Annotated in this window: 20 protein-coding genes and 2 pseudogenes; 9 read left to right on the top strand and 13 right to left on the bottom strand. The window is 56.2% G+C overall.

Going from position 1 to position 26,726, the window contains the following annotated elements; all coding sequences use genetic code 11:
- Positions 1–116 precede the first annotated feature (116 nt).
- A complete protein-coding gene (locus HALLA_RS01220; protein ID WP_084568895.1) occupies positions 117–530 on the bottom strand; it encodes a dihydroneopterin aldolase family protein in 414 nt (137 codons plus the stop codon).
- 166 nt (positions 531–696) lie between these two features.
- On the opposite strand from HALLA_RS01220, the gene azf reads away from it, so the two are divergent.
- Together azf and HALLA_RS01210 are read left to right on the top strand one after the other, a co-directional pair.
- A complete protein-coding gene (gene azf / locus HALLA_RS01215; RefSeq protein WP_049951682.1) occupies positions 697–1,440 on the top strand; it encodes an NAD-dependent glucose-6-phosphate dehydrogenase Azf in 744 nt (247 codons plus the stop codon).
- A gap of 66 nt (positions 1,441–1,506) precedes the next feature.
- Positions 1,507–1,833, top strand: a complete 327-nt coding sequence (locus HALLA_RS01210) for a hypothetical protein (RefSeq protein WP_049951681.1) — start codon at positions 1,507–1,509, stop codon at positions 1,831–1,833.
- A gap of 18 nt (positions 1,834–1,851) precedes the next feature.
- Here HALLA_RS01210 and HALLA_RS01205 read toward each other — a convergent pair whose 3' ends face one another.
- The 3 genes from HALLA_RS01205 to HALLA_RS01195 all read right to left on the bottom strand — a co-directional run bounded on the left by HALLA_RS01205 (position 1,852) and on the right by HALLA_RS01195 (position 4,817).
- Positions 1,852–2,466 carry a DUF309 domain-containing protein gene (locus tag HALLA_RS01205; protein WP_049951680.1) on the bottom strand — a complete coding sequence of 205 codons (615 nt, stop codon included), beginning with the start codon at positions 2,464–2,466 and terminating at the stop codon, positions 1,852–1,854.
- Positions 2,467–2,917: 451 nt separating this feature from the next.
- Complete coding sequence (locus HALLA_RS01200) at positions 2,918–4,015, bottom strand: aminopeptidase (RefSeq protein WP_049951679.1); 1,098 nt, start codon at positions 4,013–4,015, stop codon at positions 2,918–2,920.
- Positions 4,016–4,094: 79 nt separating this feature from the next.
- Positions 4,095–4,817 (bottom strand): queuosine precursor transporter, encoded by a 723-nt coding sequence (locus tag HALLA_RS01195; protein ID WP_049951678.1) that lies wholly within the window; start codon positions 4,815–4,817, stop codon positions 4,095–4,097.
- A gap of 305 nt (positions 4,818–5,122) precedes the next feature.
- Between HALLA_RS01195 and HALLA_RS01190 the strand changes: the two genes are divergently transcribed.
- Together HALLA_RS01190 and HALLA_RS19835 are read left to right on the top strand one after the other, a co-directional pair.
- A complete protein-coding gene (locus tag HALLA_RS01190; protein WP_006187181.1) occupies positions 5,123–5,317 on the top strand; it encodes a cold-shock protein in 195 nt (64 codons plus the stop codon).
- 354 nt (positions 5,318–5,671) lie between these two features.
- Positions 5,672–6,922, top strand: a complete 1,251-nt coding sequence (locus tag HALLA_RS19835) for an outer membrane protein assembly factor BamB family protein (RefSeq protein ID WP_084568894.1) — start codon at positions 5,672–5,674, stop codon at positions 6,920–6,922.
- Positions 6,923–6,931: 9 nt separating this feature from the next.
- Here HALLA_RS19835 and HALLA_RS01185 read toward each other — a convergent pair whose 3' ends face one another.
- The 4 genes from HALLA_RS01185 to HALLA_RS01170 form a co-directional block, all read right to left on the bottom strand.
- Positions 6,932–10,030: a DUF7286 family protein gene (locus tag HALLA_RS01185; protein ID WP_049951677.1), complete on the bottom strand. Its 3,099-nt coding sequence runs from the start codon at positions 10,028–10,030 to the stop codon at positions 6,932–6,934.
- Positions 10,027–11,091 (bottom strand): DUF7284 family protein, encoded by a 1,065-nt coding sequence (locus HALLA_RS01180; RefSeq protein ID WP_049951676.1) that lies wholly within the window; start codon positions 11,089–11,091, stop codon positions 10,027–10,029. Before HALLA_RS01180 ends, HALLA_RS01185 begins: the two co-directional genes overlap by 4 nt.
- On the bottom strand, positions 11,091–11,558 hold the full coding sequence (locus tag HALLA_RS01175; protein WP_157231309.1) for a DUF7285 family protein: 468 nt from the start codon (positions 11,556–11,558) through the stop codon (positions 11,091–11,093). Before HALLA_RS01175 ends, HALLA_RS01180 begins: the two co-directional genes overlap by 1 nt.
- A 197-nt stretch (positions 11,559–11,755) precedes the next feature.
- Positions 11,756–12,811: an ATP-binding protein gene (locus HALLA_RS01170; protein WP_049951674.1), complete on the bottom strand. Its 1,056-nt coding sequence runs from the start codon at positions 12,809–12,811 to the stop codon at positions 11,756–11,758.
- A 156-nt stretch (positions 12,812–12,967) separates the two neighbouring features.
- Between HALLA_RS01170 and HALLA_RS01165 the strand changes: the two genes are divergently transcribed.
- From HALLA_RS01165 to HALLA_RS01150, 5 genes and pseudogenes are all read left to right on the top strand, one after another.
- Positions 12,968–13,432 carry a DUF7311 family protein gene (locus tag HALLA_RS01165; protein WP_049951673.1) on the top strand — a complete coding sequence of 155 codons (465 nt, stop codon included), beginning with the start codon at positions 12,968–12,970 and terminating at the stop codon, positions 13,430–13,432.
- Between the two features lie 96 nt (positions 13,433–13,528).
- Positions 13,529–15,466 (top strand): ATPase, T2SS/T4P/T4SS family, encoded by a 1,938-nt coding sequence (locus HALLA_RS01160; RefSeq protein ID WP_049951672.1) that lies wholly within the window; start codon positions 13,529–13,531, stop codon positions 15,464–15,466.
- Positions 15,467–15,470: 4 nt separating this feature from the next.
- Complete coding sequence (locus HALLA_RS01155) at positions 15,471–17,180, top strand: hypothetical protein (protein WP_049951671.1); 1,710 nt, start codon at positions 15,471–15,473, stop codon at positions 17,178–17,180.
- 65 nt (positions 17,181–17,245) lie between these two features.
- A pseudogene (locus tag HALLA_RS20385) lies at positions 17,246–17,401 on the top strand (DUF7283 family protein); the annotation flags it as partial.
- A 125-nt stretch (positions 17,402–17,526) separates the two neighbouring features.
- A complete protein-coding gene (locus tag HALLA_RS01150; protein WP_157231307.1) occupies positions 17,527–18,876 on the top strand; it encodes a recombinase family protein in 1,350 nt (449 codons plus the stop codon).
- Here HALLA_RS01150 and HALLA_RS19830 read toward each other — a convergent pair.
- The 5 genes and pseudogenes from HALLA_RS19830 to HALLA_RS19820 all read right to left on the bottom strand — a co-directional run bounded on the left by HALLA_RS19830 (position 18,841) and on the right by HALLA_RS19820 (position 26,656).
- Positions 18,841–19,638, bottom strand: a complete 798-nt coding sequence (locus HALLA_RS19830; RefSeq protein ID WP_157231306.1) for a hypothetical protein — start codon at positions 19,636–19,638, stop codon at positions 18,841–18,843. The genes HALLA_RS01150 and HALLA_RS19830 overlap by 36 nt on opposite strands.
- Positions 19,638–20,579, bottom strand: a complete 942-nt coding sequence (locus HALLA_RS01145; protein ID WP_049951669.1) for a recombinase family protein — start codon at positions 20,577–20,579, stop codon at positions 19,638–19,640. Before HALLA_RS01145 ends, HALLA_RS19830 begins: the two co-directional genes overlap by 1 nt.
- A 1-nt stretch (position 20,580) precedes the next feature.
- Complete coding sequence (locus tag HALLA_RS19825) at positions 20,581–21,681, bottom strand: CRISPR-associated protein Cas4 (protein WP_084568888.1); 1,101 nt, start codon at positions 21,679–21,681, stop codon at positions 20,581–20,583.
- A gap of 256 nt (positions 21,682–21,937) precedes the next feature.
- Positions 21,938–23,068: pseudogene (locus tag HALLA_RS01135) on the bottom strand (ISH3 family transposase).
- 285 nt (positions 23,069–23,353) lie between these two features.
- Positions 23,354–26,656, bottom strand: coding sequence for a helicase C-terminal domain-containing protein (locus HALLA_RS19820; protein WP_157231305.1), 3,303 nt, complete (start codon positions 26,654–26,656; stop codon positions 23,354–23,356).
- Between the last annotated feature and the right edge of the window lie 70 nt (positions 26,657–26,726).

Raw genomic sequence — 26,726 nt, 5'->3', positions numbered from 1 at the left:
CGAACGTCGTGGCCCTACTTCGCCAGTCGAAGATTCGATGACAGCAGTCGGTCGGTGGTCCGATAACACGAGTCAGCAGGCGTTGCAGGTCCGGCAGTCGTTGCAGCGTCCCGGAATCAGCGCTCGCGAACCGACTCGAGGGCCATCAGCGGATAGCCGTCTTCCATCTCCATGCGAGTCACGACGGTACAGCCCTCGTAGTCGACGACGATTTCGACCTCGAGAAAGCGCCCGGTCAGTTCGGTGTAGTCCGCAGTCGACTCGGCGAGCGCCGCCTCGAGTACGTCGGTCTGGACCTCGACGGTGACATCCCGACAGTGGGGTTGGTTCTCGATCGATTCCTCCATCGCTTGCGCGAGACTCGGAGCGCTATCGGGCGACACCGGCGTCCCGGCGAACTGGTGGTACAGCGAACCGAACTTGATACCCGCCTCGAAACAGGCGGCTTCGGGGTCACTCGGCGCTCTCGGCTCAGCCCCCGTGTGCGACTTCGTACCCGGACTCGAGTCGGTTTCGTCCTCGGCGGTCATACGGTGTGTCTCGAGGGCCGAGAGGAAGGACGTTCCGATGGGCGCTGACAGTAGACAATCGGCGAGCGGCGACGGTAGTTCGGAGGTTCGGAGGGTGAGACGCTGAAGTCATCTCCGAAAGCAAAATCGCATGGTACTTATCGACGCTGTGTTTCACACCAAACGAATGGCACAGTCCGTCCTGTTAACGGGGGCGTCCGGGCGCGTCGGGCAGGCGGTCCTGGGCGACCTCGCCGACGCGTACGAGTGGCGCTTGCTCGATCGCGACCCACCGACCGAGGACCTTCCAGGGGAGTTCGTCGTCGCCGATATCACCGACGACGAGGCGGTTCGAGAGGCGATGGACGAGATCGACGTCGTCGTCCACCTGGCCGGCGATCCGCGTCCCGAAGCACCCTGGAGCAGCGTGCTGACGAACAACATCGACGGCACGCGGACGGTTTACCAGGCCGCCGTCGAGACCGGCGTCGAAAAGGTCGTCTTTGCCTCCTCGAACCACGCGGTCGGGGCCTACGAAACCGACGAACGAACGCCCGACATGTACCGGCCCCACGACGAATTCTTGCTCGACGGCACGGAACTTCCCCGCCCGACCAACCTCTATGGCGTCTCGAAAGCCGCCGGCGAAACCCTCGGTCGGTATTATCACGACGAACACGACCTGTCCGTTATCTCGGTTCGGATCGGAAACCTCACCGAAGGCCACCCGCCGATCGATTACGAGCGCGGACAGGCGATGTGGCTCTCCTACCGCGACTGTGCACACCTCTTCGACCGGTGTATCCAGGCCGACTACGGCTACGAAATCGTCTACGGAATCTCCGACAACGACCGGAAATACTACTCCTTAGAGCGCGCTCAAGAGGTCCTCGACTACGAGCCACAGGACAACTCCGCGGAGCACGATTAGACCCGCGAGAAACGACATCGCCGCGGTGATCCAGCATTTCAGTGCGCACAATTGACGAATACACCTATGTCTCGAGACCGTGAACCCTCGAGCATGAACGACGACGGCGATGCGACGGACTCGTTCGATCTGTCGAATCCCGGGCGGATCCAGTTCGGCGTCACGCGAGGCGAGTACGACCTCGAGATCGGCGGCCCCCGTGAGTATCCAGATCGCGCCGACGTGGCGGTCCAACCAGCCGAAGACGGCCACCTTCTCGTGACGATCGACGCGATGGCAGGCGACCACGCGACGGGCCACGCGGACGTCGAGCTCACCCTCGAGGACGCCCGGACGCTTCGTGACCTGCTCGCGGAGACGTGTCGATGGATGGAAGACGAGCCAGACGAGTAAGGAAAACGGACCGGATCGTTAGAACAGCCCCTCGACGTCGGATTCCTTCGCTGCCCGGCGTTCGACGTGACCGGAGAGACGCTGGTAGACGATGGCGCGGTTTTCGTCGTCTCGAACGAAATCGTACAGGAGCGAGATGAACCGACTGTCGTCCCGACCGGCCTCGAGATCGGACAGCGCGTACGAACTCGCCCGCTCGAGGGGCGCCTCGTCGTACCCCCACTCCGCAGCGAGGACGGGTGCTGCGACGGCGAGCGCCTCGGGGTCGAGGTCCGCGAGCCGCGCCACTGCTCCCTCGTAAACGAGGTTGGGCGGTGGCCGCCGCTCGATACGTTCCGGATCGGCCGCGAGTGCCGCGAGAAACGTTCGAACTGTCTCGAGGTCGACTCCCCGATATCGCTCTGGAAGCCCCGCTAGATACGCGCCTGCACTCTCTGCCAGTCCGATCGTTCCCTCCCAGTTGCCGTTCTGGGCGTGGTAGACCGCTGCGGTGAACTGGATCAACCCGTGAAGCAACCGCTCGTCGTCGGTTCCGGACTCGAGATCGAGCCAGCGGCTTTCCCAGGCGTCGTGTGCGGCGTGAACCTCGCCATCGTTGTAGACGGCGATCCCGGCACGGAGCGCGTCTCGCATCGAGTTCTATCCGAAAGTTGGATCCAGAACCCGATAACGATAGGGGACACGGAGCGGCCAGACGGAGCAGTGATCGTGCTGGTACTCCGATCGAACGCCGCCATTGGCTGCACTCACGAGTGACTACGAGACGTAATCAACAGGGATGCCGGATACATGCCGCCTCCGGCGGGGCGGGCAGACAACTGTCGAACGCGGGACGAGACATCGACGAGACGGCCGTCCCACCGGTTACTGACCGCCACCGGTCAGGCGGTGTGCGGTGGAAGGTGCGTTTCGGGTATTACTATGAACTCGTTTATTATCAGCGTCCAACAGTTGGCCGCGGTTAAACACCGTTAAGACAGTAATACACGCTGATTTCAGAGGCGCACCGGTAGCCCAGCCAGACGTACCCTCGGACGAACCACGTGGCCGAGTCAGTCCGAAATCGGTCGACACACGAGATCCGTTACTCGGAAAATCCGTTCTCCCAGCGGAACAGTCCGTTTCGCTGGACGACCTCGCCGTCGATCTCGAGCCTGGAATCCTCGCTGACGTCGGTGATCATGTCGACGTGGACCGCCGATTCGTTGCCGGACTCCCCGACCGGAAGGCAGGCGTCGTACGCCCGGCCAACCGCGAGGTGGACCGTATCTCCCATCTTCTCGTCGAAGAGGATGTTGTCCGTATACCGGTCGATACCGCGGTTCATTCCGATCCCGAGTTCGCCCAGTCGACTGGCACCGTCGTCGGTCTCGAGAATCTCGTCGACGACATCCGCCCCCTGTTCGGCGGCGTGATCGACGACTTCGCCGTCCGAAAACTCGAGACGAACATCTCGGACGGTTTCCCCGTTCAACGTCATCGGAACGTCGAATGTGACCGTTCCGTCTGTCGCGTACGGGGCCGTGAACACCTCGCCACTGGGCAGGTTGTGCGAATCGTAGGCGACCGACGCCGCGCTGTTGACCGCCGTTCGATCGTCGATACGCATCGTCAGGTCGGTCCCGCTCGAGACGAGTCGAACTTCCTCGCCTTCGTCGAGAAGCTCTTTCAAATTCCCCATCTCGTCGGCCAGAGACTCCCAATCGCGGGAGATCGCGTCGTAGGCGAACTCCTGATACTCCTCGTAGGACATGTTCGCCTGCTGTGCGAGCGACCGCGTAGGATGAACCGTCGACACCCAGCGGGTATCGAATCGAGCCTCGCGAACGTCCTGGCGTGCCCGTCGCTGTGCCTGTCGCGTCTCGCTCGGGACATCCGCGGTTGCGCTCGTGTTTCGAGCGCCGCCGAGCGAGAGATACACGTCGGCGTTCTCGAACAGTGCCAGTTCGTGGTCCGCGCCGTCGTCGAACTCCTCGTCGTGCGCCCGAAGGTACGCTCGCTCGATCTCGCCGGAGCTGTAGGTCGTACAGAGGTTCGCCCCTCGCTCTCCGAGTTTTTCGGCAACTGCAACGGCTAACTCGTGAGCGTCGGGTCCGACGGAGACGACGACATCGTCGCCCGCTTCGACTCGAGCGCTCCAGTCGACCAGCACCTCGGCGTGTTCGCGTACGCGTTCGTCCATAGCCGTGGATTGACCGGGTATCACTAAACCGTACGGATCGACCCGAATCAGTGAACACGACGACGTCGAAAAGAGCGGCCTACGTCGACGCCGGCTCCTCGAGTTCATCGTCATCGAGAGAGCGTGCAAGTGCGACGATGGCGTACACGAACGGCGTATCGACGATCGCAATCAACAACTTGAGCAGGTATTGTCCGATCATTAGTCCGAGCACGGCCTCGAGCGGGAGCGCGGTCCCGATGCCGAAGACTCGAGGGGCAATGTCGAAGGCAATCGAGACGAAAATAATGGTATCGATCGCCTGGCTGCTCGCGGTCGACCCAATGTTTCGAAGCCAGAGCCGTTCGCCGTCGGTGTACTCTCGGATTCGGTGGAAGACGATTACGTCCCAGTTTTGACTCACGAGATACGCGACCAGACTCCCGGCGACGATGTTCGCTGCGGGGCCGAGAACTGCCGCGAACTCACCTCCTCCGACCGGCGATGTTACCGACGTCGGAGCGGCGATCGTCGACCAGACCAGCAACAGAACGACGAAGTTCATCGCGAACGCGACGTTGACGACGATCTGGGCGGCTTTCCGGCCGTAAAGTTCGGCATAACAGTCACTCGCGAGGAACGTCAGCGCGTACGCAAGCGCCGCACCGGGGAGCAAGAGCTCCGCTCCGGCGATCGGAACGGCGAACGGGAGTTCGAACGCGAGAATCTTCGACGCGGTCAACTGGGCCGTCACCAGCGCGGTGACGAAAAGGCCGATCAAGGCCACGTGCGCGATCGACGGTGTGGCTCGAGTCGCTGTCATGCTCGTTGGCTATCCAGTCGAGAGACGTAAGCGATACTATTCGAGCTGTACCAGTAGAAGCTTTCACGCATATCAGGGTATTCGTTTGCGATGGTCGACGGAGGACAGCGAGATGAACGCAGAGTGAGCAGCGTATTTCTATGCTCGCTGAGAGCAGTACCATCAGCGGAGTAGGACATCTCGAGTTCGAGATTTATGCGCATGTATCCCCGTTTTTCGAGCGCTACGAGCAGTCTATATCCCAGTCTCGAGAGAAAGACTGTAACGCAACTGTTATACGGATGGTGCCGTTTGGTATAGTCGTAATGGCGAAAGGCAACGTTGATTTCTTCAACGACACAGGCGGTTACGGTTTCATCGAGACAGACGACGCGGACGACGACGTGTTCTTCCACATGGAAGACGTTGGCGGCCCGGACCTCGAAGAAGGCACAGATATCGAATTCGACATCGAACAGGCACCGAAAGGTCCCCGCGCGACCAACGTCACCCGTCTATAAACGGTTCTACGTTCAGTAGCTGGCTTTTCAACTTTCAAAAACACCGATATTATCGGTTTCATTTTTCGTGAACTACTAGAAGAGTGACTAGCCTACGAGCAGGCGTTCGATACACCCCACTCAGTTACGGCATTCTTCTCGAGGAAGTACAAAAGTAACCTGACCAAGTAACTACTGACATGCCCACGTATTTGACGGGATATTTAGTCGGAGTTCTCGAGTCAATTCGAATCCTACGAGGTTGTTCACTCTAACGCTGCCTAAATTCTACGGAGATAGTCTCACTGACTCGAGGCCAAATTATACAATCAGATCGGAAAGATTATGTGAACTAGTTAAAATTAGAGAGACATTATGGATGTCCAACAAATGCGGACGCGACGTCGCTGGTTGCTTGCCTGTGCCGGGACGACGGCAGGGATTGCAACGATTGCGGGATGTACGAGTGACAGTGAGAACGGTGACGACGGAAATGAAACAGATGGAGAAACCCCGGACGGATTCGATGAGGGGGATACTGGTGAATACGGAGTCTGGCCGATGGCTCACTACGATGCAGCGAACACCGCGGTTGCACCGAACAGTGGTCCTGATAGCAAGCCTGAGCAGGAGTGGTCAGTGGAACTAGAGAACAGTCCCACAATTCCAGTTGTAGCAAATGGTACTGTCTTTGTTGGTGAGCGTGGGGGCGAATATCGAGGAATAGATATCCAAACTGGTGATGTGCTATGGAACCATCATCCGACTGATTGGGACGATACCCGCGGAGAACCAAATTCAGCCTTTACACCAGCTGTTTCAGATACTGCAGTATACGTCTCCGGTAATGGTGTTGAAGCGTTAGAACATAGCGGAGAAGAACTCTGGGAAAGCGGCCATGATACGTTGTTCAATTTACGTATCCATGATAAGACGATCTATGGTCGAACGGGTGAATATGTATATGGAATTGATGAAGAATCTGGTAAAGAGATTCTGGAAATTGAAGCATCTGCTGAGGTTGAAACTCTATCGATTACCGATGAGAAAATAATTCTTGCAACACGACAGGATGAGGAAGACTTCCAGTTAGAAGGTTACGAAAAAAGAACAGGGGACCAACTATGGACCCAAATGATTCAGGAAATTCGTGGAGGTGCACCAGATATTCGCATTATTGATTCATCGATATATACTGTGAATTATATGAATGTTATTTCAATTGATACGGAAACGGGTGATGTAGAGATACTAAATGATTTTTTGGAAAAGAATACTAGACCTAGTCAACCAACAGTTCATGCGGGAAGGGCATACATTCCTACAGAATTACCAGAAATACCAGTACTAGATATAGATACTGGAGAACAGATTTCGGACTGGGACAAGAATATTTTGAACAGAATGACAGGATGGAGAATGATAATCTCAGATGAGGTTCTATATGTCTGGAGTTCTGGCACTATAAATTCACCAGGGCATATTAATGCAATAGATATTAATACAAATGAGAAGAAATGGGAAATAGAGTCATCATTATCAGGGATACCAGTTGGCCCAATTATCCTTGAAGATGCTATCCTATATGCTGATAACTCAGATAATACAGTTGTGTTTTACGAATAACATGAAATGCTAGTTTTCTGGATGGCATTCTAACTCATTAACACTATCCGAATTATAATCTGGTCCCACAAAGTTCCAAGTTTGGGAACAATGTTCAATTCCATCATTGATAGTTCCACCAATGTCCGCAACAGAAGGCACCCCACCACTTGCCATCACTCCGCCAGGCATCATCACGATAACCTCCGTGGAGCTATCGAAGTCGATCGGTTCGTTCGAACCGACGGTGACATTGCTTCCATCCTCGAGCGTCAGTTCGATCGGTTGGTTTTCACGCACGAACGAAAGTCGGCCGGTACTCGAGGCGTCGCCAACAGTCGCGCTCACTTCGAAGCGGGCGTACTCGCCACGAACGTCGACGTTCCAGCTATTGAGTTGCCCGAGATAGAACGTCGGTGGATACGGGATTAGCGGCACGCCGGGCCACCCGACACGGTTGTCGGTGTGAATCGCCAGCGATGCGTGTTCGGTTTCGCCATCGACATCAGTGATCGTGTCCCCAGCTGGGCGTATCGCTGGATCTCTGTCCTGACTAATGTTCTCGGCGGTGAGATACGTCGGCGATCCGGCGACTTCGAACTGCGCATCCTCGAGCACCGGCGATCCCTCGAGATCGTCTGGATCGTAGTCCACGTCGGCGTTCATCGCGTTCTGCGTGAACGCGAGTACGTCGTCGAGGGCATCCACGCCACTCCCACCGGCATCGTCGACGTAGTCACCCGTCTCGTCTAGCTGTGCTTCGTAGGGCTCTGCGACGAGTTCGAGCCAGTAGTAGATCCGATCGAAGTACGCCTTCCGAACCTGTGCAGTCGCCTCCGCTGCCGGCGTTTCGTACGTCTCTCCCTCGAGATCGTTGTAGACGAAGTCGTCTTCGTGTTCGGCTTGAATGTGGTCGATCGCTCGCTCTGGCGGCGTCGGTGTCTCCATCAGCTCGGTTCGTTCGACCTCGAAGGGCGCCTCGTCGATCGTCTCGAGGAACTCGGAATGGGTCTCCGCCAGGTCGGTTCGAACCTCCTCGAGGAGGTCGTCCCCCGAATCCGGTTTGAGATCGTCGAATTCGACAGTATGTGTCGAATCGCCCGCTACCAGGCCGTCTTCGATGGTATCTTCGAGCGTTTCCGTCGACGAGATCGTCTCGCCCTCGAGCGATTCGATCTCGGCGGCGAAATCGTTACGCACGTCGTCGGATGACTCCGCCGTCGTTAACTCGGTGATCCCCAATTCGAACCCTTCTTCGAAGTTGTCTCGCCAAACATCGTCGTCAGTGTATCCTGACTCGTAATCGCGTTCGAGAGGTCGATCCTCGACCGGGAACTCCTCGCGGTCGTAGTACTCTCCCTGCCGATAGAACTCGTACTCACCGTCGATATCGATATCCGCTGTGAGCGACACTGTTCGGTCGGCACTGATCGTTTTCGTCGCCGGCGTCACGTTTTCGGGATCATCGGACTCCCAGGTCTGGGTCCGCTCGAGTTGGAGGTCGGCCGCGACACTCACTTCGTGAAGCGTTCGATCGCTCGCGTTCCCGTCTTCGAACGTTTCGTGGCCGACAGAGATTTCCGAGACGGTATCGACGACGGTCGTATCGTCTGCTTTGGTGTAATTCTCTCGGTCATCGGGGGAATCGGTTGGAGGCAGTCCCCCGGAGACGTAGATTGAATCAGCGTCGCGCTCGAGGTCGATCTGATAGAGTTCCTCGACGATATCTCGAACGCTCCGATCGTATTCGTCGTCTCCGTCCGGGAGATCGGCGTCGTCGATATCTGTTTCGGCTGCAATATTCCCCGCCGCCATTTCGTCGGTCGTTTGATCTTCCATCCATCCGACAATGTCTTGAGCTTCTTCGGTGGAGTACTCCATGTGTGCTGCTTGTGCGACATCCTCGAGGGGAACTTCCTGCCTGCCATCCATCACGTTCGTCTCTCCGAGCCCGTCGACGAGTAGCTCGGATAGCTCCGGCATTTCGGGGAGTTCGCCCGTGGCGTTGTCCCCAAAGAGCCACTCCTGTACTTCGCCCCCGTCACAAAGTTGGTCTTCGACGCTGTCGATCGACGTTTCGTTTTCGACTTCGTCGGTATCGGTATCGATGTCGACGGCGTCCCGGTCGATTATCGAATCTGATCCGTTGGAACTGCCGCTACTCGCGAGGTCATCTCCGATCTGCGTAGCCATACAGACGTATCCGGGCCGCATCGTTCGATCGGCGTACGGATCCTGTGTTCCGAATACATCGTTCTGAACGTCGAATATCGCGTCGTTGGCGAGCACCTCCGTGTGCTTGACGTCGATCACCTCCTCGAAATCGTGTTGATCGGGGGTTCGAGTCAGCTGCGTGCGATCCCAGCCGGCCTTGAAGTAGGCGAACGGATAGAGGCGCGCACCGAGGTGTTGTCCGAGACCGTCGACGCTCGAGTCTATCGATTCGTCGAAGAAGCCGGCGTTCAACTGGGATTCGTACTCGACCATCCTGTCGTGGAGTTCGAACACCGGAGTCCCGACACTCACTGTGATCGAGCGGGTTTCCTCGAGTTCTTCGACCCCGTCTCGAGTGACGCGAAATTCGACATCGTCGATCGTCGCCGCGAGGGTTCCCATCTCGACATCGTCATCGAAATGCCCGATATCGAGAGCGACCCGATCGATTGCCTCGTCGGGATCGATCGATGCACCGTTTCCAGACGCCGTAACGGAGGGAATCGAGACGGTGGTCTGTGTTTGCGAACCGACGGTACCGCCGGCGTTCGAGAGCGTTTCGGTCGCCTCGAGGTAGACGAGGAGTTTGACGTAGTTCCGGAAGCGCTCTTCCTGATCGTCCGCGTTTGCAATCGCCTCGACCTCGCTTTCGGTATCGGAGATGACCGGTGCCGTTCCGGCCCGATAACTCGCATCGAGGACGGCGGTTCGAAGTTCACCCTGCGTTGCCGCGAGCGTGCGGTCCATCGCCCGATCCGTGTCCCGCTCGATAGTCGGCTCGGATCGTGTTTCGAGCGTCGTAACGATCAGCACGCTCGAGAGCAAGAGCAGTACCGCGATCAGCGAGAAGGGGATCCGACCGCGTTCGTCGAGGTCGATCGAAACTATCGGTCTGTCGTCTCGGTCACCGGTCATGGGTCCCAGGTTTGAACGGTGACATCGACCGTCTCCGGTGAGACGAGTCGTTCGAACGCCTCCTCGAGTCGGTCGACGACGGTGTCAGTCGGCGATTCGTTCCATATTTTGGAGATTTCCTCACCGATCGGGCCGGTTCGCATATCGGCCGCAATCTGCGCACCGAGCCCATCATCGGAATCGATCTCGCCGACGAGCGTTTCGTTGGCCGCGGCCGCGTCCGGCGAACTCCCGGTAACGTGTTCGTCGACATCGACATCCACGGAGTCTGCCATTTGCCTGTAATCGTAGACCGCGACCGATCGCTCGGTGAGCGACGACTCGAGTGCGTACTGGGTGTCCTCGAGCGGGAAGTATCCCTCGACGATCGACTCGGCGAGAACGATGGCAGCCGCGTCGAAGCCGTCAGCCTCGGCATCGTCGACGAACGGCGTTCCGACGTCGCTCGTTTCTTCTCGTTCGAATTCACGCGCCAGTTCCTCGGAGTCGACTGGCGGAACGTTGCTGGTAACCGTCGTACTCACGCTCGAGACGTCCTCGGTAGACGGCGGCCGCTTTCCTGCCGTCGCAGTCCCGCTGAGCGACGATCCCTCGTACGGGTGCCACGTCGCGACTGCGTACACGTTGTCTTCGCTGGCGACGTGTGTCTCTCGAATCGAGTCGTCGACGGCCGCTTCGTAGACATCGCCGTAGGCGAAGCGGTCGTTCCCGTCGAATCCGAGGTTCGCGAGCGCAGCATCCGCCAGAAGCCCGATAGACGATCCGTACGTCGTTACCTCGTAGAGCGAGTCGGATACCGTCGTCTCACGGTTCCCCGGCGGATCGAAGTTCTCGCTTTCTACCGTCGAAACGCCCGCATCGTTCGTATCCGCAATATCGTACAGCACCGTTCCGGTCGTTGCACTCATGCTCTCGAGGGCCTGCTCCGGGCGCTCCTCGTGGCCAGATTCATCCGGGCTGGAAAGCGCAACGCCAATCAGCAACACGCTCGCGCTGACCAGAAGCAAGGCGAGCGTGATGTCCACGACGGTACTCACCCCGCGGTCCGCAGCGGGCCCCATTAGGACCACACCTCGACTCGGAGCGTGCCGGATCGAACGGCTGCGTGGGTTTCGACCGTTACGGGGACGCTCCGCTTTGCCATACGTGCCTCGGCTGGCGGTTCGTCGGCGTCTTCGACCGAGAGGGGACGCCCCATGTCGTCGAACCGCGCCACCGCGATCGTTTCCGGGGTTCCATCGGTGTACACCTCGACGGAAATGCGGCTGTACTTCCCGTTCGGAACGGATACCGGTTCGATTTCGTTCGAAACGTTCCGGGGACTCTCGTGTGCGAGAAAGACGCCGTTATCCTCGAGATCAGCCCATACGCGGTCGATCGTTGTCTCTTCCGGCGTTCGATCGTTCGTTCCGGGCAGCGTGTCGGTGACGTATGCGCCGTAGAGACCGATTCCGACAAGGAACGCCGAAACCGCGACGAGAGCAGCGAGCGGCTCCGTCTGGCCCTTATTCACGCGAGAGAAAGGCATACTCACCCCCCGAGCTGGGTGAGCACCGAAGGGAGACGCTTCGAGCGGCCACTGAACGGCCGTCGAAATCGCCAGCGATGTTCTGGTACATACCGGCGTTGGTCCCGGATTGGTACTTAAATTATAGCGTCGATCGTGGATCGCCGATGACGACGATCTGGCACGGTGATTTGACACTTCAAGCACCGCCACTCGGCTCACTCCGCCGGAAATACGTCGCTCGCGCGAGGACTCTCCCCGCCGTGTGGGGTTTCCCGCGGTCGAATCCGTCCCGCGTGGGTGGTCTCCGTCGCGTCGTCGATCACCACGACGTCGCCGGGAGCGTCGGGCATTCGATTCTCGAGCGTAGTGTTCATGTACGTCGGGCGGGCGCGTTCGAGCGCCTCGAGATCAGCCCGTGAGGTGAGTCGGTGTGAGAGGATTATGTCGGATTGCGAGAGTCCGACCTCGGGAACGGATCCCGGTCGCTGCGTCGCCATGACGAGACTCACACCCGGTGCGCGACCGCGTGTCAGTATCGTCTCGAGCGCGGGGCCGGCCACGCCGTCGAAAAACGTGTGCGCTTCGTCGACCATAAGCCACGGCAGCCGTTCGATCGAATCCGTTACTCGAGCGCCGTACAGCGTTTCGGCAACGCCCCGACAGATCGCGTTCATCGGTGCGGCGTCCATACCGGAAACGTCGATGACGGTTACGTCGGATCCGGAGAGATCCGGCACAGCGACACCGTCACTTTCGAAAACGCCCCACGACGACGCGAGGTTCAGGTGATTGTTCGCCGCGCGCACGTCGGACCGTGGCGCGTCGGCCGAATCGATATGGGCTCGCATGGCCTCGAGCGTCGCAGTTTCCTGTGCGGCCCGCCAGAGTAAGCCGCCGGCCCCGCTTTCGGGGTCGAGACCCACCAACGCACACCACGACCGCGGATCGAGCGTCTCCGGATTGACCGACGGACGCTCGAGCACGGTCACCGAAACGGCGTCGTCGCCTGCCGATTCCTCGAGCGTATCGAATACACCCATCGGATCGATGAGGACGGGAGCGACGCCGGGCGCTCGAGCGAGTGCTTCCGCGATGACGCCGAGCGTGAACGACTTGCCGTAGCCGCGTTTGCCGACGATCGACACTGCATGCGGGCCGTCCAGATCGAGGTGGAACTGCGCACCGGCGCTCCCGTCGAGCGCCCGGTAGTTTCCCAGGTGGCCGACAGCGCCGCTCGTTCGCTCCGCATCTCGACCGATTACGAATGTCACACCGAGCCTTGCCGACGTATCACGTATAAACTGTAGCCCGCCCAATCGCAGCGATCTCTCGAACGCGCTCCGAGTTTAAGTACGAAGCTGCGCCATGGCTCGACGTGAGCGGCTTCGAACATTCCCGAAAGTGACACTGGTGACACTGAAACGACTATGATCAGATACGTTCTCGCGGTGCTACTCACCGTCGGATTGCTCGCACTGTCGATTCCGGCGGTCAATCTCGCTGGCGAGATCCAAACCGAGCGACAGCTCGAGACGGAGGTGACCGACCTCGAGACCGCTGCAGTCTCGCTGTTCGAAACCGAAGAAGTTTCCCACGATGGCGCTCCCGCGCCTCGACGGGCTGTCACGCTCGAGTTTCCGGAATCATCGATGACAACCGTACCCGTCGATTCTTTCGAGGTCGAGCGTATTCACGACGACACGAGCGTCGTTTCCTACGCGGCCGAGGGACGGAACGAACGACAGCAATCGATCGCTGCACCGATCGTCTCAGAAGATCCGACGAGAAACGAGAGCGTCGATCTCGGCAGTGGTAGCGGCGAGCGGACGGTCGTGCTCCGACTCGAGGCTGATTCGGATGGCGATCCCGTCGTTACCGTCGATCAAGCGTGACAGGTGCCGTCATCGATACCTGATCGGTGCCATCGTTCATACCTGATTGATGTCACCGCCCGTGAGTTTAAAACCCAAGCCGAGCGAGAGCGGGCCATGTCGAAAAACGACTCATCGCGTTCGCTCGGATCGCTGTCCGCTCGAACGCTGGCCGAAGCGGTCGGGTTGGCAGACGCGGGCAATCGGTCGAGAACCTCGAGCGCTTGTCAGTGTGACCCGGTGTTCGACGAACGGACGATATACGTCGATGCGGCGAACTGTTCCGGCGATCTCGCCGAATCGAAAGCCTGCAGGCGAGCCGTTATCGAAACGCTCGCGGATCGCGAGGCGGAATCGATCGTCGTTCGGTCGAACGGACTCGAGTACCGGTATTCCAGTCGCGGCGTCGCAGTACTCGCGGCGGCGGGGCGGTTCATCGAACTGCTGGGCGAACGAGACGAGCGATTGACCGAGACCGCAGCCGAAGATCCGCTCGCGGTCGCCGCCGAACTTGACGGACGTATCGGGGAGATAGCGGATATCGGTGTCGAATCCGGGCTTAGTACGGTGTTATCTGGAGTCGAAAGCTACGACGAGATCCTGACACCGCTAGTCGGACTCTCGATTGCACACTCCTTTATCGATCAATCGATCAGCGACGCTGCTCGACTGCGCGACATCCGAACGCTCGAGACGGGGACGACCGCACGGATCTACGAGAGAGACGACAACGTGCCACTCTACGAACTCGAGTTGATCGACCTTTCGCTGGGGGCACAGACGCCGGTTCTCCTCGATGGATACGAAGCGATCGCAGACGGTGCAGTCGATGGAGATCGTGCGCCGTCTCGCGCCGTCGAATCGGTAGCTGACGGGCCGGTCGACCCGCAACTGACGAAGATTCTCGCAAAACATACGAGCGGATACGGCGTTCTCGAGGATCTGTTCGCGGACCCACGGATCACCGATGTCTATGCAACGTCGCCGGTCGCACGGAATCCGGTTCGCGTCGTCGTCGATGGCGAATCGATGGGGACGAACGTCTATCTGACCACCAGCGGTTCGAAGGCGCTCGCCTCCCGCGTGCGCCGAACCAGCGGCCGCCCGTTTTCTCGAGCGACACCGACGGTAGACGCGACGGCCACACTCGAGAACGGAACGGCCGTTCGAATCGCGGGGATCACCGACCCGGTTGCGGACGGAATCGCGTTCGCGTTCCGCGAGCAGGCCGACGAGACGTTTACGCTGCCCGCACTCGTCGCAAACGGGACGATGCCGGCGGCGGCGGCAGCGTTTCTTTCGGTCGCAATCGAGCGAAGCGCGGCAACGCTGATCGCGGGAACCCGCGGCGCGGGAAAGACCACGCTTCTCGGAACGCTACTGTACGAACTGACGCCTGACACGCGAACGGTCGTCATCGAAGATACGCCCGAACTTCCCGTCGACTGCCTCCAGTCTGTCGGCCGCGACGTACAAGCTCTGCGAACCGGTCTCGGAGATGGTCCCGATATATCGCCCACCGAAGCCCTTCGAACGGCCCTTCGTCTCGGTGACGGAGCGCTCGTCGTCGGCGAGATCCGCGGCGAAGAGGCACAGGTCCTCTACGAGGCGATGCGGGTCGGTGCGAACGCCAACGCCGTGCTCGGAACGATACACGGCGACGGCGGCGCCGCTGTCTACGAACGCGTCGTTTCGGATTTGGGAGTTCAACCCTCGTCGTTCGGTGCGACGGATCTCGTCGTAACTGTCCAAACCCACGGATCCGATGGCGGACGAAAGCGGCGTCTCGCCGCGGTCGAGGAGGTGATCGGCCGCGGCGACGACGTTCGATTCGAACCGCTGTACGAACTCGAGGGCGATCAGGCGGCCCCGACGGGCCGAATCGAACGGGGTGAGAGTCGATTCGTCGATCGGTTGGCCGGACCGACGGAGACGTATGCAGACGTTCGAGACGCGATCGAGTCACGAACACGACAACTATCCGGACTTGCCGCGGACGGCCGATCGACTCCACAGGACGTTGCTACGGCCTACGCAGGCCATCGACTCGCATAAACCGATGCGTTCGATTCCCATCCTCCTCGAATCCCTCGCGAAACTGTACCCGTGGGACGTCGATGCGAGCGACGAACTCGAGGACTCGTTGTCGTTTATCGAATCGTCGCTCGAGGCCGAAACGGTTCTCCGGGCAGGGTACGGTGCCGGCGTCAGTTCGGTCGCGCTGGTGCTCCCGCTTTTCATCGTCCCGGTTCCGCTTCCGGTCGTGGCGTTTTTCGGACTCATAACGCCGTTAGCCGCCATTCACGCTGTCCACGCGGGACCGAAACTCGTCGCAGCGTTCCGCCGAACCGAAGCCTTAGGCGATACCCCCAACCTGATCGGACGCGCAGTGCTTCGAATGCAGGTTCAGCCAGCCCTCGAGAGCGCCGTTCGGTTCGCGGCGTCGACGGGCCGAGGACCGTTGGCCGCGAGTCTCGACGGCCACATCGATCGTTCGATGGGGACCCCGCGAACTGGGCTCCTCTCGTTCGCCGACGAGTGGGACGAGCGGTTTCCGGCGCTTCGGCGGTCGGCTCACCTCCTCGCGACCGCACAACAAGCGCCCGAGGCAGAGCGAGCCAGAACGCTCGATAGAGCGCTATCGGCGGTTCTCAACGGGACACGAAATCAGATGGCTGATTTTACAGCCGCGATTCGCGGACCGACGACCGCGCTGTTTGCATTCGGTGTCATGCTTCCGCTCGCAGTCGTCTCGCTCGTCCCATCGGTCCCGATGGTCGGGATTCCGGTCAACATCTGGATGGTCGTCCTGTTCTACAACATCGTCTTACCGGGCGCACTCGTCGCTGCTGGCGTCTGGTTGCTCGTCCGACGACCGGTCGCGTTCCCGCCACCGAAAATCGACCACACGCATCCTGACGTTCCCGATCGCTTGTGGGTCCGATCCCTGTGTGGAATCATCGTCGGTGCTGGAGCCTACCTCGGAACGAACGCGCTCGGGTACGCTGCGCTCTCCCCTGTTGCCGGTCTGGGTCTCGGTATCGGGAGCGGTTTGCTCGCAGTCTACGGACCGATCTTGCGCGTCAGGAACTACGTCCGCGACGTCGAGCGGTACCTCACTGACGCGCTCTACCTCGTCGGTCGACAGGTATCGGAAGGAGAGTCGGTCGAATCGGCTATCGCACTCGCCGGGGAACGCGTGCCCGCCGAAACCGGTGCCGTGTTCGCGCGTGCGGCCGGACTGCAACGACGACTGCACGTCAGCGTCGAAGAAGCGTTTTTCGGCACTTACGGCGCGCTCGAGTCGATTCCGAGCCCGCGAGTCCACGGAACGGCAGCCTTGCTCGCGCTCGCCACCGACGAGGGAAGACCCGCCGGACGCGCGATCGTTTCGATGGCCGACCACCTCGAGGAACTCGAAGAACTCGAGAGCGAAACCAAACGAAACCTCGAGGAAGTGACGGGAACGCTCGACAGCACGGCCGCCTACTTCGGGCCGCTCGTAGCCGGCGCAACCGTTGGATTGGCGACGATGATGGCCGAGATGGATCTGGGAGCTATCGACGGGGCGACGGCGTTTTCCCCGGACTACCTGGCGCTTTCGGTCGGCGTGTTCGTGCTCACGTTGTGTTTCGTGTTGATTCCGCTCTCGCTGGCGCTTCGTCACGGACTCGATCGGGCGCTGATCGGCTATCACGTCGGTCGGGCGCTCACCTCGGCGACGGTTATCTACCTCCTGGCGATCGTGACGATCGATATCGGGTTCTGATAGCGGTCGTCCGGTGGTCACCTCCCGACTGAGAGTTTAAGTGCGATTACCCGGCCAGAGTCCACATGGAACTGGAGGCCCCCGCAGACGCGTGGTACGTCTGGCTGGCGCTCAGTATCGTCAGCATCGCGATCGTCGGGATCGTTCTCGGCCTCCCGACGGGGCCGCCACCGGACGCTAACGAAGCCGCGAATACGATCGAACGGACGGCTGGCAACACATAGGTGAGCTGTCCATCCTAAAGTCATTAAGTGCATATGTGCAAGGGTATGGACAGTCCATCCATACTAAAACGAGGCTAATAATCCTTACAGCAGGCGCGACTATTCTGCTTCAATTCTTGTTCATGGAGAATAGCATTTTCTTCCCTCTGTTGTTGGGTCTCTTGCGACGTGATAAGGTAGATGGTGACCGATGGGCGCTCCTTTCGCGCGTAAGTACTGGTCCTCAAATGGCTGGTCAGAGTACCGAGAGACAACTCGATAACCTTGAGAAGGAAGTTAACAGTGTTGACGGAGATGTTCGGAAAGAAGTGGAAGTCGCTGAATCAGCGGCTACCGTAAAGAGAGAATCACTAGAAGAGATTGCAGTTCTCGCAGAGGAGGACGAGATTGATGTTGTAGGCGTCTCGAAACTTGATCGTCTGACTCGGGCGGATCCCTGGGAGAGCTTCGAATATCTGAAACGGTTGAAGGAAGCCGACGTCATCCTCTACGCTGGCACACACGGCTACTTCGACTGGGATGATCTTTACGACTTTCAGATGTTAGTTCGTCAGGTCGTTTTCTCACGGGAATGGTACCAGCGGATCCGTGACAATGCACGCGACGGCCAGATTGGCAAACTTGAGCAGGGTAAGTGGCCTTTCGGACAGCCACCTTTCGGTTACTACAAAGACGAAGATGATTACGTTTTGTTGACTGAGCAAGGTGAGGCAATCATTCCTGAAATTTTCGAGTTATATCGGCAAGAGCAAAACCGGGCGGAGGTGAAACGGACGATCAATGACCGATATAACCGAACTGTAAGTGACTCTCAACTCAAAACACTCCTTCGGAGCCGTCTGTGTCTGGGCCAACTAACACTCGAAGGCGAGGTTATCAAGGAGAACCCACAGCTTGCAGTCATCGATCTAGAGGTCTTCAACGCAGTCCAAGAAATCCTTGATAGACGGAGTTCAGTTCCGACAGGTACTCGAGCGGTTCCTAGGCCTGTAGAGCGAGCCGCTGAGCAATATGGCGAAGAGTACGTCCTGACTCTGATTGACAGCATCGACACGCAGTGCAGAAAATGCGGCGGTGATCTACAGCATAATGGAGATATTGAGCGCTGGGGAACGAAGTTGAAAAACTACGTCTGCCAAGACTGTGACCACCAGGGTCCCCTTCTCACGCAAGAGGAATTCAACGCATTACACGACACACTCCCATTGCGGTGTCCTTCTTGCCCTGAGACTGAACACTTTGAAATCGATCAGAACAAGGACGGAGACTGGGATTACTCGTATACGTGCTTGAGGTGCGATAATGTGTTTGGGACCGATTTACTTCCAGACAAATATCAGCGTGGCTTTGAACGGCCAGATCTCAAGTTCACGTGGTCAGGAGAGACATCTACCGATCAAGTCCGTGAAGATCAAATTGGCGATGAGGATGATGAATCAGGACTGAATCAGGTACTTCTCACAGACTTCTAATTTCCGGAGATCGTTGACTTTTCGCCAGACCGTTTCTTTAGCTACACCAGCCGCTTTTCCGGCCTCAGATAGTGTTATCTCGTGACCATGAGCGGTAGCAATGAGGTAGAGTGCTCCAACAGCGATACCAGCTGGATTCCCGCTTATATCGACTTCCCTGTCTAGAATGTCCTCAACTTCCCGAACGAGACCGTCCTGAATTCCTAGCTCCTCTCCTAAATATTGAGCGTAGGCCTCTGGTCCGGCAACAGGTACCTCAAGTTCTAACGTCCTAATCAGGTCCCGGTATGAATTACTGATTAGCCCTTGTCTCTCACCGACAACCTTTGCTACAATACTGACGGGCACAGGCTGTTCATTTTCCCGGGATGCCAGGTAAACGCATGCACCTACGAGGGCATCCTGAGTACGGCCGTGTAGAAGACGATTTTCCCACCCAGAGATCACCAGTTCGGCTGCACGGATTCGATTGTTTCTGCTAAACCTCAGCTGCTGAGCTGCCCCGTCAAGAGATAAGAGTAGCTCAACTATATTTTCGTCAGACGAGTCCTTGACACTGACGTCGCTCACCCACGTTACGTTCGGCGATGTGGCTTCTGTTTGTACAGGGATGTCCGATCCATCCGTTTTATTATCCCCGTTTGACTGCTCGGTATTCGTTTCTGGATCGACTAATCCACAATTCTGGCAAATGGAGGTACCAGACTTCGGATTCATTTCTTTTATTTGTCCATCGCATTGTGGGCAGGTTGTTTCGGCCACTATCCGTCACCTCTCTCAACCATTGTCTTGAAGTGGCCCAATATCTTCTCGCTTTTCGATTTCTTTCGCCGTGGATCCATCTCGTTACTCGCACTTTGAAACCGATATCGAGTCTTGACGACTGCTTCGAACAGATATTCGCTTACAATTTGATATTCCTCCACATATTCATTGAAGTCTGCCAGTTCGTACTCCCCGATGTACAACTCGTTACTAAGTACAGTTCTTACCGATTGGCGACACCATCTCTCGCCTTTCTTCGTCGTGAGATCCTTCTCATTCAGTAGATAGGCCACCTGAGGCATGGAGCGCTCCTCGAGGTAAATCCGAAAGATCCACTGGACGAGAGACGCCTCCTCGTCGTTAACCTCCAATCGTCCATCGCTGTTTTTCTCGTAACCGAGTGGTGGGTGGTCGTTCGGCCACTTGTGATCTTTGGCCAGTCCATACATGCCGATTTGGACCCGTTGGCTCGTGAGATCACTTTCCAGTTCTGCAGCCGATGCAAGGTTCCGAAAGTTGAACCTGCCAACTGGAGACGTCGTGTCGATATACTCCGTTACACTCTGTAGCCCAACGTCCCAGGAGCGCAACTTGTCTTCTATTCGAACCAGATCCGCAAGCGACCGGCAAAACCGATCTAACTTCCAGAATATGACGACATCGATCCGACCTCCTTCGGCTTGTTCCAGCATCTTCTGAAACTGTGGCCTGTCTACGTCTCGACCCGATTCTGCTTTATCGAAGAACACATACTCGACTGACCAACCAGCTGCTTCGCACTGTTCCCAGCAACGGTTAATCTGTTCGTCAATGGAGTATTTTGACTTTTGAGACGGGGAAGAGGTTCTTGCATAGATACCAGCGTCGAGTTCTGGCTCGTCTTCAGAGTCTCTTTGATCGATCGATTCCTCTCGTTTCGGAATGTGGGTCCCGTCCATTTCATTCACCCCTTTTCCTCGATGAGAGGATAGAATCCCCACGCAGTGTAGCTGGCACACCGTGATCGCAACAAGAGGGGCAGAGGGGTGGCTCCGAAAGATTTCCATTCCATTCGACTGATTCGTGCGAATGGGTCGCGTCGCAACGTTCACATCGCCAATCATGCACCCCAAATCTGTCCGTTAATTCTGGATACCGCTCTGAGAGAGTCGGTGTGAGCTTTACATTCTCGTGACTCTCCAGATGACGTCGCACCTCCCCTCGAGGGTATTCATGGAACGGCAGAAATCCTACAGGACCTACGTTCTCGTAACTTGCACTCCCTCGACCACACCTCTCCCTAAAGGAACAAAAGCTACACTCCCAGCCGTACTCGGGATTTGCCGGTGGCAACTCCTCGTCGAGTCGGTACGAGGTATGTGTCTCCGCCCAGGATAGGACAGTATTGCGCCAGAACCACGGATCAAATTCGATGTGGAACGCTTTGACATCCAGAGTTTTTCGACTCCCGTACAGGACGACTGCTTCTGTCACTTTCCGGTCGTGTTTCTCACTCAATCCCTTCATATAGGCATGCGCCTGTGCCCGATGATGTTTATTCGACGAGTGAACGTTGTCTACAGATTGTTTGGTTTTGATCTCCGTGAGAAGCAACGGCTTACCATCTGAATCAACGATTACAGGATCTGTTTCTCCCTTGATCTGTATCTTACCAGCGTCCGTTTGGACGGTGAAATCGACCCAGAGCGAGTTCGAGACGTATTCGTGGTCATCAACTATAGATTCCTTAAGGAAATCTAACACAAGGTCTTTCTCAAACTGTGACCCAAACCAAAACATCCCGGCTGGATTCGGTTTTTCTGCTGGCGCGTTGCATTGGCGGTATGTGATTTTTCGGTGGCATTGCAGTATCTGGCTCGGACTATGTTTTCGAGGTGACGGAACCGACGGTGGTCCGTTGAAATACGGCTTTCCGTTTTCGATGTTTTTCCGGAATTCCCGCTCCTGATACCAATCTTGAAACTGCTTTCCAGAGATTTCGTCGGCTAGATTGATCTTGGATGCTCCAGCTCTATTCGTACCACTATCTGTCTCTCCCATGTTGACCCTCTTGGTCGTTGATTCGGTTGTGAATCATACAGGTGTGCTACAGGATGAGAAGCCACTTGATCAACAGGCAGTTGATCGGACCCGCCAATTAAACAAATTCAGTACCTCACAAAGCATCCTCCGCTAGCTGTTTCTGAATCCTGAGCTCTGTGTTGGATCAGTTGTACTGGTGGTCTCGACGAGAGAATCAGGGATGGCTTGATGGAGAGCTGTCGCCACTCCCGCCGAAGGCTGGTCTGGTTGGTGATTACTGGGTAAACAAGTTGTCCGGTGGTCGATTTGCGGGGACGGCCCGACGCACAGCGAGTGCCGTCCCCGCTGCCCGTCGGATCATGTTGATGAACCCTTGAACGACCACTCCCAGAAGCGACGCCCCGCCGAGGCGGGCGTCGCCACATACTCCCAGTGCAAATACTGCCAGATGTTCTGTAACAGCAAACTCACTACAACGTACAACAGCCGTACGACCGGATTTTGCGTCGAGGTTGTCGCAATACTTTGTTCGGAGAGTCGGTAGCTCGCCTCGATACCGAAGCGTTTCGCGTAGTGGTATCGAGCGTCTCGTGGTGAGTTGATGAACGGCGCGTCACGGCTACGCCGCTGACGCGCCACTCCAAGCTCGTCGTACCGTCCCTTCTGGTAGGTACAGTCGATGTAGACGCGAAACTTGACGGTCCAGCTGTGACTGTCGAGTTTCCCTGTCAGACTGTGTTGAATCACACGACTCCAGCCTTCCGAGAGTTCTTGCTTTATCGTCTTTCCCCAGCGGACGATCGGCATGACGTAGGTGTAATTGTGTGCCTGAAGCAGCGTCAAACACTTGCTGTCGTAGAATTCGCGGTCAAGGTAGACAGCCTTGACGCTGAGGTCAAGGCCGTCGAGGATACTAAAGAACTCAGCGAGGACGCTGCTGGCGGTGCGCCGTCTCGAAGACGGCGACACCGCCAGCGTGTAGCGCTTGTTCCTCACACGGGCGTAGAGTGTTGCGTAGGTGTGGAACGCGGGTGTTCCACGCTTCGGAGTGATAGAGACCCTCGATTTCGTCCTCGTCACCGTAGTATGGCCGCAGATAGAGGTCTGCGCAGACCTCCACCTGCTCGGGAAGGACATCGAGAACATCCTTCTGGAGGAGCGTGCTGCCAACCCGTTCGAGCGTTTCGAGATCGAATTTGGTGCGGAGATGGTAGAGAACCGAGTTTTCGTGGGGTGAATCTTCACTTCTCTCACAGAGTGTGGAGACCGAGGTCCTCGTCGGCGCTTGCGCCGACGGGACCTCATAGATGTCTTCAGTGTCAAGTTCGGCGTTTTCAGCGAGAGTGAGAGCATCTTCCTCGTCAATTCCCTTGACGAGGAAGTTAAGAAGCTGGTCCTCGTGAATATCACTGTCTGTTTACTGGGTTTTAGACACACTTCGGCAAGCAGACCTCTCAACTAACCGGCTTTGTGATGTACTGATGATAGTGAACACCGTATCCGAAGGTAATGTGTTCAACTACAGATCGAATCTTCGGCTTGATCTCCATACATCATACTGGTCAAAGATTGATATAAAATAGGCTGGATTTCCATATTGGCAGCACTATTTTCCACCTAGAGACATATGATTTTAGCAAGTATGCTAATTGCCGCTGTGACGTAGAGAAGACGCCGACAAACCATCATCTCAATGCCTCCCGTGAGATCGCCAGAACATATCCAGTGAATCGAAAAGCGACTGTGGCGAAATTATAGTTGCTTCCTCACGCTCACGCTCAGAGAGGTATTCATACGCAGAAGAACGGTTCCTACCAGTGTATCGTTCATCAGCTAAAATCCGCGTACCAACGTCATCTGGTCCCCTAATCACACGGCCAAGTGCCTGCCTCGTTTGACGGACTGCTGGAACTAAGAGTGCATACTCGAACCCATTCCCATTGAAAGCGTGGTCATAGGCTCGTCGTACTGCTCGTGTCCTTAGACCTCCTCTGATAGGTATTCCACAAACAAGGACCGTATTCAATTTCTCACCATCATAATCTACTCCCTCGATGAGCGTTCCATGGGAGCTTGTCACGAGGACTTTACTTCCACCACGGAAAAAGGATTGTTTGAGTTCCTCCGTTTCTTTGTTTGTTGAGGATTGGTCCAGCAACACGTCCTTTGTGACGAGAGAAGACTCGTTAAGGAGGGTACTCGCCCACTCTGCTTCATCGTAACTCGGCATCACGATGAGTATATTTCCGTGAGTTCTTGCAACGACCTCGATAATATCAGCAAACTCCTCTCGTGTGCTAGTCATCTTAGAACGATCCTGTGTCATATTGCCTCGACTGCTTTGAACGAACCAATCCGAGTCAACAACTAACGTAGCCCGGTTCTCGGATGGGTATCCGGGGTCTGAATACCGGGCCTCAACAATAGGCCGATCCCCCTCTAGATCGTCTAACCCAGTCACTTCACGAAAGACATCCATCGGTTCGAGAGTAGCACTCATCACGATTCCTCCCCCAAATTCCGCGAGTTCATCGTGAATACGCTTTTCAGGGACGCAGTTAGCGACGTTGAGTGTTACCCGGTACGCTGCCTGCCATGCCGATTTTTCGTTGTGAGACCACTCTTCTATAGCCTGTTCGCTTCGCAGGTCCCAATCCCAATTCAGTTCAGCGAGTCGGATATGACGAATTGAATCCAACTCATGCCATCCATCTATGAATCGCCCAAGCGTACTAAGTTCAGGCGAGTCAGTATAGTGCCCGTCTTCTTCTACCCATTCTTGATACCGTCCGATGGCTGCACGGCCAAATGGGGTTGCTAAAATATCACCATCACCCGTTGACTGTGAACTCGCAGTATCGAAGGGGTCTGTAAGCGACCCGCCCTCACTGGAATCAACTTGATTAGCATAGGTATCAATTGCGTCTCTCATCGCTTCTGCGACCTGAGCAAGGCAAGAAAATGGATTAAGATCGTCCTCTGATCCTTCCAGCTCCTCAATCTTTTGGCTAATAGAATCTACTTGCTCAATGTTGCTCTCTAAGGGCTGGAGAGCCATCTCTTCAAAGCGAGGCAAATCACATTTCTCTCTAAGAGAATCTGGCTCTTCGATATAATCGAGTCGTTCATCGGAATCACGCAAGGTATTAGCGATTTCCTCATTCCATCCGGTGTATTCCGAATCTAAGTGGCCAGAAATTTCCTGATGTACAGCATCGGTGAACGTGTCTAAGCAATCATATGCACGTTGCAGATGGCGTTTAGTTAATTCTGGAGCGATCTCTTCGTCAAGACTGTACGGTTGGATCAAACCGCTATTGAGGAAGGATTCGAGGTCATTCGTCGCTGACTGGATTGTAGAAAACGCCTTCGTTCGATCAAGGCCAGTTCGTACTCGTGGTTCAAGATTATGTGCTTCGTCAACGATGAGAAGCGTTTTATCGTCGATAAATTCGTCTAGGAGTGCGCGAACCCCATCATTGAATAGATGAGTATAATTTGCAATGAGAACATTTGCTCGCTCTATGAGAGCGTACATTGCCGAATGAGGACAGTAATTTTCGTCCACCGCCGTTCTAACAAGGTCCTCACCGGAGAAAACGTGATTCGGAGCATCAGTAAAACCGAATCGTGGCCGTTTCTCATAGGCGTAATGTTGTGCGTAGAAGGGACAAACCTCTGAGTCATCAGTAGTTGGTAATTCGGACTGTGGGAAATGAGACCAGCTGCCCGCTGTCTCTACACCCGGCCAATAGTCTGCATCGGGGTCAGGACTCGATGCACCAACATACGCGCCATCGACGATCCTACGGGCTTGTTCAGCGACTGGCTCACCGCCGGTAAATGTCTCACGGGTCTCTCTACGAAGGTCTGAGCATCTCCCTTGAACATTTTCTGGTGAGAAATCGACAAGCCCCTCACGAGAATATGGGCAGACCTCTTTCTTTCCGACGAGGGAAAGACCATTCAACTGCTCATATTCGAGGAGATTCTGATTGATCTCTCTCAAATCCTCCACGAATTGCTGTTGTTGCTGCTTGAGAGGCGTGATTACAACGAGCCTTTCTTTCTCACCGTTTACAATTTGGTTGATCGCTGCGGTAAGGGCCATAATGGTTTTTCCGGTCCCACATGCCCCTTCCAGAATTAGATAGCCGTCCTCATCTAAGACAGGGAGAGCAGACTCAATTCCGTCACGTTGTGCTGGTCGAGGATCAAAGGGAAAGATGTCTTTCCATCCTCGATCTGGTTCTTCCGATTCCTCCTCTGCTGCAATTGCTGACTCAGGACCAGAACTTTCTGTTATTTCTGTGTCTGAATCCTCCTCCTGTTCTTCGTCATAGAACCGGCGTATCTCTTCTTCAGGAGGGGTGAGTTCGGGATATTGATCACTGAAATGGATTTTGTTGTGGCAGGATCGGCAAACAACGACAATCTCTTCTGGAAAGTAACTAACGTGGTGCCGAACGATCTCTAACGTATCAACTCGATCTTCGCAAGCCCTACAGAAACGATCTGGTCGCTCTTCTCTTTCACATTCCTCAGAGCAATAGTAGCCAGAATCGCTGAAGTCGCAGCCACAGGACTCACAATAACCATCTGCTGGACCAAAGGGGTTAGAAAGGTGATCTCCGTCACCCGGACTGGACCCGCCGAAAGCAGAGAAATGACGTGCTCCGCTCAGTCGTAAAGGTACGCCGTGATCAGCCAAGCGTTCATTCTCTTCTTTGAGAAGGCGTCGTTTGGCCCAATTTTCCATCTCAATATCGATGTCCCAGTAGAATAGTGGGCGAGTATCCTCAGCAATATCTACGATTGCGGTCCCTCGCATATCCATAAAGAAAGCGATCCTTCCAGACGGACTGTAGTAGAATAGGTTCGGTTTGGTCCGTGACTCGGAATATCCGAGTTTACGAAGTAAATCACCGAAATCAGACAATTTATCAAAGACAGAAGGATGGATTCTGTTCCCGAATTTGTCCACCGGTTTCATTTTCTCTAAATCTATTGTCAATCCTTATCAGTGATTCGGATCACAAATAGAGTTGACATATGATCTGTAT

Origin of the sequence: Halostagnicola larsenii XH-48 (genome assembly GCF_000517625.1) — an archaeon.
Classification (GTDB): domain Archaea; phylum Halobacteriota; class Halobacteria; order Halobacteriales; family Natrialbaceae; genus Halostagnicola; species Halostagnicola larsenii.
The sequence above is the reverse complement of the archived record's forward strand: the minus strand, read 5'-3'. Positions and strand labels throughout refer to the sequence as shown.